Origin of the sequence: Parafrankia discariae (assembly GCF_000373365.1) — a bacterium.
Lineage (GTDB): Bacteria > Actinomycetota > Actinomycetes > Frankiales > Frankiaceae > Parafrankia > Parafrankia discariae.
The window spans coordinates 1-8981 of sequence record NZ_KB891112.1 but is presented as its reverse complement, the minus strand read 5'-3'; the positions used below and the strand labels follow the sequence as shown (position 1 = coordinate 8981).

The window sequence follows — 8981 nt, the reverse complement described above, 5'->3', positions numbered from 1 at the left end:
GGCATCAAACCAGGGCAGAGCGCGGCGTCGGCTTCGGACGTCAATTTCCGACGGATGCGACCTTCCATCTTCTGGGAATTAGGATTCAAGCAATCCAGCCTTCGCCATATCACGCGGGTTCCGCGGTGCGCCGCCTCCAACGCCTGAGCACGGCCACCGCTTCAATGGCATGCTGCTGTCCCCTTCACCTTTCGGATCCAGGTAAGCCATCGAACCCAGGAACCTCCCTCCGAGTTCCTCCCGGCTGAGCCGGGGATACAACCAGGCGCCTCATGGCGCACTGCCACCGGTCTCCCACCTGCCGGGCGTCGGGTAGGACACGGCGGATCCCTTCGGCGTAGGCNCCNGAGCCNTCCCGGCAGACGACCTNNACNCCNGGATGNGCNCGCAGCCAGGCCGCCAGGACGTCAGCGCCACGGCCGGGCAGGACGTCGACGCGGCGGCGGGTCTCGACGTCGATGAGGATCGTGGCGTAGCGGTGACGGCGGCGCAGCGCGGTGTCCCGTGACAGCGGCACCGACAACGCGCCCAGGACCCAAGCCCCGGCGCGGCCCGCGAGTTCCCGGACCACCGCACCGACCTGGCCCGCCAACCGGACGGTGCGCCGCTGGTAACGCTCCAGCACACCCGGGACCTGCTCCCGGAACGTCCGCAGACAGCCCCGCGCCGGGCACACGAGCCGACGGACCCGCACGGCCAGCAGCACCCGGCGCGCATCCAGCGCCACATCCGCCGGCGTCCGCACGTGACAGCGGCGCACCCGCGCCGTCCACGCGCCGCACCGCGGGCAGGCCGCCGGCCGGTCCGGGGTCCGGGCCGTGACCCGGATCCGGTCACCCTCGTCCGCCACATCCTCCACGACCAGCGGCGCCAACCCCGAAAACACCAACGCCATCAAGCCATCCACGCCAACCATGACAGATCGTGACATCGCCGACTGCTTCGGCTACCACCGGATGCGCGGCAGAGCCGTTGCTTTTACAGGCCCTCCCGAGATTCGGACGTCGGCAGCGAGTGACGCGCAGGCGCTCGACAACGGTCATCGGACCTGACGGCTGCGGTCGGCCGAATGGCGGCCGTGCTCGGGAACCCGGCGGTGATCCCGCTGGACATGTGCTACGAGCCGGCGGCGCCGCCCGAGGCCACGGTCGCGGGCGGCGAGCCCGCCTGGCACGCCGTGGAGCTCGTCCGACCGAAGGGCGGGAACGTGTACGAGGCGATCCCGGCCTACCTCGCGACACCGAGCCTGCTGCGCCTGCTCGGCGCCGGCACGTCGACGATCCCGACGGGGACCGACGTCGTGACGAGCTGCGGCGGCGCCCTGATCCTGTTCAAGGCCGGCGACCGGACCCCGACGCAGCCGCCGACCGTGCGGGTCGCGGGCAGCGGCTACACCCCGCTGCCCGACACGCTGCTCACCACCGACGCGGCGCGTCGCCTGGGGCTCACGCCGATCCGGGCCGGCTGGCTGGTCGAATCGGGGCAGCCGATCACCACGACCCAGCGGGCCACGGCCCGGCGGGTCGCCGCGGACGCCGGGCTGACCAGGGAGGCCCGCACCGGCCAGGGGTCGGTCTCCACGTTGAGGGCCAGCGCGACCGCCGGCGGTCTGCTCGTCGCGCTCGCGGTGCTCGCGACGGCCGTCGGCCTGATCCGCGGCGAGGGCGCCACCGACCTGCGTACCCTGACGGCCGCCGGCGCGACCGCCGGCATCCGGCGCACGCTGACCGCGGCGACGGCCGCCGGCCTCGCCGTGCTGCTCGGGACGGTGGGCGCCGGGCTCGGGCTGCTCGCCGTGTACCGGCCCGACCTCGCGGTGTTCGGCCGGATACCGGTGATCTATCCGTTGCTGTTCCTCGTCGGGGTGCCCTTGGCCGCCGCGGCCGGTGGCTGGCTGGCCGCGGGGAGGCAGCCCGGGGAGATCGCGCGCCGTAGGGGCGACTGACCGTCCGCCCGCTGGCGAACCGCTGCTCGTCGGGCGGCGCGACGCCCGGGCCAGGGAGCCAGCGCTAGGCCCGGGCGGCGCGGCCGCCCGGGAAGGTGACGGCGAAGGTGGCGCCACCGTGCTGGTTGTGCTGTTCGACGAGCGAGACGTCGCCGCCGCCGCTGCGTGCCACCCGCCGTGCGAGCGGGAGGCCGAGGCCTGAGCCTCCGTTTCCGCTCCAGCCAGGTTGGAACAGCGTGTCCACCCACTGGTCTGGTACCCCGGGGCCGTTGTCGGCCACGAGCAGGGCCACGTGTCGGCCGTCGGCGCGCGCGCTGACCCAGGCGCGGTCGGAGACCTTCAGGGCGTTGTTCAGGATCGGGGCGAGCGCGCGGATCGCGAGTATTTCGGGAACGTTGATCGAGAGTGTCGGGGGCAGGTCGACGTTCAGGTGGCCGCCGGGCATGGGTAGGCCCTTGAGTTCGACCGCCAGGTCGTCTAGCTGCGTACGGTCGCTGTGGAGCGCCTGGCCGTGGCGGCGCGCAAGGTCCAGCAGCACACTGATCGTGTTGGACATCGACGCGCTGGAGTTCTTGATGAGCGCGACGTCCTCGCGCGCTTGGTCGTCCAGATCGGTGCGCAGCGCGAGCAGGTCCGCGGCTCCGTGGATGGTGGTCAGCGGCGTCCGAAGCTCGTGGGCGAGTTCCGAGGTGAGGCGCTGCTCGGCCCTGATGACGGAGGCCACCTTGTCGAGCAGCCCGTCCAGGGTGCTGCCGAGAGCTCGGATCTCGTTGGTCGGGGCTCCGAGTGCGAACCGGCGATCGAGGTCGTGCTCGCTCCACTCGTCGGCTGTGCGCGCCATCTTCTCGACCGGGCTCAGTACCCGTCTGCTGATCCACGCCGCCGAGCCGGCGGCCATGAGGACAAGCAGCGCACCGGCGACGATGGAGACCACCATCGCTGCCTGCTCGTTCCGCTCGTAGGTAGTCAGGGGTTCGGTGATGATCACTATCCCCTGTAGCTTCGACGAGGTCGTGAACGGCAGGGCCATGATGGCGAAGTGGTCGCCGCCTTCGACAGTGCGCTGTTTGGTCGTTATGGACAGTTCCTTGAATTCCTCCTGCATCGAGGGCGGAACGGTTCCGGCGACCTGTGACCCCGACGTGTCGTAGACCGCGACGCCCGGGTCGAGCTGGGATCGCGGCACGTTCAGGGCGCCGCCGGGTGATGCGGCGCTGATGCTGGTCACCAGGGCCCTGGCGTGATCGTTCAACATCCGCTCCGCGGTGCTGGTCGCGGCGTCGGCGAGGGAGATCTGGACGACGATCACCAGACCGGCGGCGACGGCGCTGGCAAGGACGGCGGTGATCGTGACGAGCTGTGCCCGCAGACTCAGTCGGTCGCGCCATCCCCGCCAACGGGTCACGATTCGTGAAGCCCGGTGCGCCACGGTCGCCTAGCCGTCCTTCTGCGTCATCGTGAATCCGACCGCTCGAACCGTCTCGATTCCAGTCGGCGAGTCGATCGACTCGAGTTTGCTCCGCAGGCGGCGGATGAAGGAGTCGACGGTGTTGTCGCTGATGATCGCTCCGTCGGGCCATGCTGCGGCGATGACGCTCCTTCTGCGCACCACCTCGTGCGGCCGAGCGGTGATCGCCGCCAGCATGCGGAACTCGGTGGGGCTGAGGCGCACCTGTCCCGCCGCGGTCCGGGCCGAGTGCGTGATCGGATCGAGAACAAGCCCGTCCGCGCTGATCACGCTGCCAGGTCCACGGCGCGTCAGGACCTCCAGGCGCGCCAGCAGCACCTTGAGGTCGAACGGCTTGGTGACGTAGTCGTCCGCGCCGGCGGCGAAACCGGCAAGATGGTCGTGCGTCGCGTCGAGCGCCGTCAGGAAGAGGACGGGAGCGTGCTGCCCGGCTGACTTGAGCGCCTGGACGACATCGCGGCCGTCAGCGTCCGGCAGGCCGATGTCCATGATGACAACGCCGATGTTGTTGTCCGGACTGAACTGGCGGAGCGCCTCACGGCCATCGTGGGCGACGACCACCTCGTAGCCAGCCTGGCGCAGCCCTCGGACAAGGATGGTCCGGATGGACTCCTGATCCTCACAGACCCCGATCGTGATCATCGCTTCCTCCGTCAGTACCGCACGACCCTTCATGTCCGGTCCGCATGATGACAAGCAGAACCTGCACGCAACCTTGACGGCCAGTATCGGCGCTCCCGCCGAGCGGGTCTGACGGCGAGCGCCAGCCGCAGAGGTGGGCCGCGGTCATCGGGCAGCGGGGGGCCGCATCGCGGGCGGGAGGTTTGTTCAGGACAGTTGCATGCCCCTGGCGCCAGGGTTCGTGGCATGTTGAGTCTGGTCGCCTTGCCCGGCCCCGATGACGCGGAGCGTGCCCGGCCGCAGCCGCGGGCCGGGCAACGCGGCCGCGCGACGGGACACGGCGCGGGTTCGAGGTGCTCTCCACGTTGCGGCGACGCTGGGCGCGATTGCGATCGTCGCCCTGGTGTTCCCGAGGCTGATGGGCGCGAACTGGTCAAAGATCGCGGCGTCGGCCACGGCGGTACCAGCCCCCATTGTCGCCCTTCTCCTGCTCGTATGGGCGGTCGGGCTGGCCTCGCACACGATCCCCTCGCGGCGGCTCTTCCCGGCCTCAGCCACCGGCGGGCCCTGCTCCTGAGCCTCACGGGCAGCGCAGTGGCCAATGCCCTCCCGCTCGGTGGCGCGGCCGGCATCGCGCTCAACGACCACATGACGCGACATTGGGGCTTCTCCCGGACGAGTTTCGCCTCGTACACCGTGATTACCAACGTCTGGGACGTCCTCGCCAAGATGTTCCTTCCGCTTCTCCTCGTGCCACTGGTGCTGGGTGGCGGGAATCTCGGACACCACGCCGCACGCGTCGTGCTTGGCTCGGCCCTAATCGCCCCGGCGGTCGGGGCGGTCACAGCGCTGCTGCTGTTCAGCCCGGCACTGCCGGGACTGGCGGAGTGGCTTGGGCATGACAGCTTGAGGAGCCGATGGCGTTCGCGCGCCCACCGAGCGTTGGCGGCCTGCGAGTGGGTTCGCGTCCACAGCGCGCGCCTGGCAGCCGACAAATGGAAGCGGCTCACCGTCGGGATGGCGCTCCACACCGGCTGGTTGTTCGTGTTGCTCGTGGCCTGCCTGCGGGCGAGCGGCGCAGGCGTCCCCTGGCCTACGTGCTCCTGGCGTTCTGCGGAGAGCGCCTGCTCACGCTCGTGGGGTTGACCCCTGGGGCGATCGGCTTCGTCGAGGTCCGCCTGGCCGCCGTTCTCATGATGGCCCCGACCTCGTCCGGAACAGGCGTGGCCGTCGGCGTGCTGCTGTATCGCCTGCTGACTTTCGGCATCGAGATCCCGCTCGGAGGAGCCCTCCTCGCGCTCTGGCTCTGGCGTAATTCCGGCGGCGAGGCTGGAATCGACGCGCCGGCCCCGCTGAAGACCGGCGAATGAAGATCGTCCACAGCACTGACTGCTATCTGCCGAGGCTGGGCGGGATCGAACTCCACGTCCGGGACCTGGCTCACCAGCAACGGGTCCTCGGTCATCGCGTCATCGTCGCCACCCGGACCTCGCTGGGCACCGACGCCGGCCCGGGAGAAGCAGACATCCTGCGCCGCCGATCCGTGGACATCGATCAGCTCGCGCGACTCGATCCCGACGTGGTCCACGTCCACCTGTCGGTGGTCCCGCCGTTCGCACTGCAGACCGCGTATCGCGCGGCGACGCTCGGTATCCTGACGGGCCGTCACAGTTCACTCGCTCTGGAACGACATCGCCCGCGTCACGCCGGTCATGCGCTCTCTCGCCGGCGCGCACCGACGGCCCGTCGTCTGGACCGCGGTGAGCCGACAGGCGGCCACCTACGTCGAACACACGGTCGGGCAGGACGTCGGCGTCATCCCGAACGCGGTCGACATCGACTTCTGGCGAGGCCACGCCGTCGGCGACCAGGCACGATGGGCGTCCGAGACGTACCCGCCCTCGATCCTCAGCGTCATGAGGCTCCGACCGTCAAACGAACCATTCCGCTGGCTCGGGTACTTCACCGCGTCGCGGCGGAGGTCGACCTGCGGGCCGTCATCGTAGGTGACGGCCCGCAGCGGGCGGCCCTTGAACGCTATCTCCGCGGGCACGACCTCTCCGACAGGGTGCGACTCGTCGGCGTAGGGGACCGGAGCCAGGTACGCGCGGCCATGGCCAGCTCGGCCATCTTCGTCGCGTTGGCCCACCCGGAGTCGTTCGGCATCGCAGCACTTGAGGCCCACACGGCCGGCCTGCCCGTTGTCGCGCACACGGCGTCGGGCGTCACGTCCTTCATCCGTCATCGGCGCAGGGGGCTGCTGGCAGACAGCGACGCCGCGCTGGCTCGCCACACTGTCGAGTTGGTACGCAATACGAGGCTTCGGAGGAGATCGCCCGGCACAACCGCGCGGTCCCGCCTGCCCTGAGCTGGTCAACGGCCCTGCGGGCGAACCACGCGCCTACGCGGCCGCCGGAGCCTGGGAGGGATTCCTCGAACCCGCGGTCACGCCCCACTGGCCATAGGCCCTCGTGGCACACCGATGAGCCAGGACAGGACCACCTTCACCGTGGTCTCCTTCCACGCCCACCCGGACGACGAGGCGCTCCTGACCGCCGGAACGCTCGCTCGTGCCGCGACTGACGGGCATCGCGTCGTGATCGTCGTCGCGACCGACGGCGAAGCGGGCCTCGCGCGTGATGATCTCGGAGGCTCCGGCCTGGCGGCCATCCGGCGCGCGGAGCCGCGGGCCTCTGCCGAGGCCATCGGCGCCGCCCGCATGCACTTCCTGGGCTACCGGGACGGCGGCTATGACCCGCGGGCGAAGCCCACACGGGCCGTCTACCTGGAGCCAGAGACCTTCGCGAGTTCGCTTCCCGAGCGCGCCGCCGCGCGCCTAGTCGAGCTCCTGGTCGAGAAGAGCGCCGCCGTACTTACGATCTATGACGCGTCTGGCGGGTACGGGCACCCCGACCATGTGCAGGTCCACCGCGCGGGTCTGCTCGCGGCCAAGGCCGCCGGGACGCCTGTCGTGCTGGAGGCGACCGTGGACCGCGACCTGCTGACCAAGGCGGTCCGACTGCTGCGCAGAGTGTCACCTGTCGTGCCGCTGCCTCCCATGCTCGACCTGACCGCGGCCTTCACCCCGCGGGAGGAGCTGACGCATCGCGTGAACGTGCGGCGTCAGCTCCCCGCGAAGATCCGCGCGCTCAAGGCGCACGGCTCTCAGGCCGATGGCGGCTACACCGTCCGGACGCTCGCCATGCTGCTGCGCCTGCCGAGGCCGATCCGGAGGTGGGTGCTTGGTACCGAATGGTTCAGGGAAGTGGGACGCGCCCCTGCCGCCGTGCTTCTCGACAACATCTTCGCCACCCTGCGCACGTAGCTCGCCCTGGAGACCGGGGCCGACTCTCATACAGGTTGATTGCAGAATCACTTCGCGATGCTGCCGCACATGACCACCGAACTGACCGTCCGCCGGCCCTCCTCTCGGGCGGGCGAGATGCTGAACAAGGTCCCCGAGATCACGATCTGGTTCTGGGTAATCAAGATCCTCTGTACGACCGTCGGTGAAAGTTTCGCCGACTGGATCAACATGACGCTCGGCGTCGGCCTTACCAAGACGGCGCTCATCTTCACCGTCGTCCTGGCCGCGGTGCTCTACGTGCAGATGCGACTCCGCCGGTATGTGCCGTCGATCTACTGGCTCACCGTCGTGGTCGTGAGCATCACCGGCACGCTCTACACCGACATCCTGACGGACAGCCAGGGCGTTCCGCTAAAGGTCAGCACCACGGTCTTCGCCGTTCTCCTGGCGGTCGTCTTCGGTGTCTGGTACGCCCGTGAGCGCACCCTGTCGATCCACAGCATCACCTCGACGCCCCGTGAGGCGTTCTACTGGCTCGCGATCCTGGTGACCTTCGCACTCGGCACGGCCGCCGGCGACTGGACTCTCGAACTCAGCGGCTGGGGCCCGGGCAAGGCGGTGCTGCTGCCGGCGGCTCTCATCGCCATGGTCGTCGTCGCCTGGCGGTTCGGCGGGCAGCCGGTGCTCGCCTTCTGGTTGGCCTACATCCTCACCCGGCCGCTGGGCGCCAACATCGGAGACTGGTTCGCGACCCCGAGGTCCGAGCAGGGGCTGGGCCTCGGCACCGCCCTCACCAGCGTGATCTTCCTCGTCGCCATCGGGGCCACCGTCCTCTACCTCACCTGGTCGAAGGCGGACGTCATCCCCGGCTCGGAGGCCCTGGAGACCGCCGTCCGCGGCGCCGGCCCGGGCCGAGAACGACTCGCCCTCGGTCTCTACGCCGCGGCCGCGATCGCCACCGGGCTCCTGCTTCACCACACCTCGCAGATCCCGCACGCCTCTCCACTCGCCGCGGAGGAGGCCGGCGGATCAGCCTCGAACAACATCCAGCTCACGCCTGCTCAGGCAATCGCCCACTTCCCATCGGCCGATGTCGCGAGCCTCAAGACGATCGTCGACGACACGCTCACCAAGGTGAACGCGGGCGACCAAAGCGGAGGCACGGCTCGAATCAAGGATCTCGAGACGACCTGGGACGACGATGAGTCCAAGCTCAAGCCCCTGGACGGCAATGCCTGGACGTTCCTCGACGGGCGGATCGACGATGCCCTGACCGCACTGCGGGCATCCAACCCTGACCCCGCCACCGAGAAGCAGGCGCTGACCGTGCTGTCCACGTCTCTGGGCGGCTGACGGAACTGTCTCAAGATCACCGGCCCTGCGCGCCTAAAGGCTGTTTCGTAACCCGGATGCCGGGCCTCGGGGCTGCCTGGTAGATCATGTTGGGGTGCAGGTCATCTCCGCCGCCGACCCTCAGTGGATCTTCCCGTTCACCGGGTTGAAGCCGACCCAGTTCCGCCGACTGGTCCGTCTCGTCGCCCAGCGCGGCGGGGACCGGATCGCCGACGGGCGGCCGGGACGGCCGTGGGCGTTGCCTCTGCCGGACCGGGTGCTGCTGGTCGCGGCCTACTGGCGCACGA

7 protein-coding genes and 2 pseudogenes are annotated in these 8981 nt (G+C 69.9%); 6 read left to right on the top strand and 3 right to left on the bottom strand.

Features of this window, described 5'->3' with window-relative positions; all coding sequences use genetic code 11:
* Positions 1-283 precede the first annotated feature (283 nt).
* Positions 284-916: pseudogene (locus B056_RS0105025) on the bottom strand (transposase); the annotation flags it as partial.
* Positions 917-1069: 153 nt separating this feature from the next.
* On the opposite strand from B056_RS0105025, the gene B056_RS0105020 reads away from it, so the two are divergent.
* On the top strand, positions 1070-1945 hold the full coding sequence (locus tag B056_RS0105020) for a hypothetical protein (RefSeq protein WP_018500807.1): 876 nt from the start codon (positions 1070-1072) through the stop codon (positions 1943-1945).
* 64 nt (positions 1946-2009) lie between these two features.
* Here the strand turns inward: B056_RS0105020 and B056_RS0105015 are convergent, their stop codons facing one another.
* Together B056_RS0105015 and B056_RS0105010 are read right to left on the bottom strand one after the other, a co-directional pair.
* The gene (locus tag B056_RS0105015) at positions 2010-3350 is read right to left on the bottom strand and encodes an ATP-binding protein (protein ID WP_018500806.1); all 1341 of its coding nucleotides are present in this window, start codon (positions 3348-3350) and stop codon (positions 2010-2012) included.
* Positions 3351-3380: 30 nt separating this feature from the next.
* Positions 3381-4055 carry a response regulator transcription factor gene (locus B056_RS0105010; RefSeq protein ID WP_018500805.1) on the bottom strand — a complete coding sequence of 225 codons (675 nt, stop codon included), beginning with the start codon at positions 4053-4055 and terminating at the stop codon, positions 3381-3383.
* A 1076-nt stretch (positions 4056-5131) separates the two neighbouring features.
* Between B056_RS0105010 and B056_RS0104995 the strand changes: the two genes are divergently transcribed.
* From B056_RS0104995 to B056_RS0104965, 5 genes and pseudogenes are all read left to right on the top strand, one after another.
* Positions 5132-5404: a hypothetical protein gene (locus tag B056_RS0104995; RefSeq protein ID WP_154676838.1), complete on the top strand. Its 273-nt coding sequence runs from the start codon at positions 5132-5134 to the stop codon at positions 5402-5404.
* Positions 5401-6402: a glycosyltransferase family 4 protein gene (locus B056_RS41655; RefSeq protein ID WP_084647094.1), complete on the top strand. Its 1002-nt coding sequence runs from the start codon at positions 5401-5403 to the stop codon at positions 6400-6402. The genes B056_RS0104995 and B056_RS41655 overlap by 4 nt, the downstream gene beginning before the upstream one ends.
* A gap of 114 nt (positions 6403-6516) precedes the next feature.
* Positions 6517-7359 carry a PIG-L deacetylase family protein gene (locus B056_RS0104975; protein WP_018500799.1) on the top strand — a complete coding sequence of 281 codons (843 nt, stop codon included), beginning with the start codon at positions 6517-6519 and terminating at the stop codon, positions 7357-7359.
* Positions 7360-7428: 69 nt separating this feature from the next.
* Complete coding sequence (locus B056_RS0104970) at positions 7429-8694, top strand: COG4705 family protein (RefSeq protein ID WP_230202823.1); 1266 nt, start codon at positions 7429-7431, stop codon at positions 8692-8694.
* A 94-nt stretch (positions 8695-8788) separates the two neighbouring features.
* Positions 8789-8981: pseudogene (locus tag B056_RS0104965) on the top strand (IS5/IS1182 family transposase); the annotation flags it as partial.